The sequence below is a fragment of the Olsenella profusa genome (genome assembly GCF_016900315.1).
Classification (GTDB): Bacteria; Actinomycetota; Coriobacteriia; order Coriobacteriales; family Atopobiaceae; genus Thermophilibacter; species Thermophilibacter profusus_A.
The window spans coordinates 1-485 of the sequence record NZ_JACSNQ010000035.1; the positions used below are offsets into that span (position 1 = coordinate 1).

General features: G+C 50.9%; 1 rRNA gene. It reads left to right on the top strand.

The window, feature by feature from the left end:
• Positions 1-485: ribosomal RNA gene (locus H9X80_RS08900) — 16S ribosomal RNA — on the top strand; the annotation flags it as partial.

A 485-nucleotide genomic window follows, 5' to 3' on the forward strand; every position in this document is an offset into this window, starting at 1 on the left:
CAGATCTGAGTCCTACGGGTGGCAGCAGTGGGGAATCTTCCGCAATGGGCGAAAGCCTGACGGAGCAACGCCGCGTGAACGAAGAAGGTCTTAGGATCGTAAAGTTCTGTTGTTAGGGACGAAGGGTAAGAATCATAATAAGGTTTTTATTTGACGGTACCTAACGAGGAAGCCACGGCTAACTACGTGCCAGCAGCCGCGGTAATACGTAGGTGGCAAGCGTTGTCCGGAATTATTGGGCGTAAAGGGAGCGCAGGCGGGAAGGCAAGTCGAATGTTTAAACTATGGGCTCAACTCATAGTCGCGTTCGAAACTGCTTTTCTTGAGTGAAGTAGAGGTAAGCGGAATTCCTAGTGTAGCGGTGAAATGCGTAGATATTAGGAGGAACACCAGTGGCGAAGGCGGCTTACTGGACTGTAACTGACGCTGAGGCTCGAAAGCGTGGGGAGCAAACAGGATTAGATACCCCTGTAGTCACTGATAGC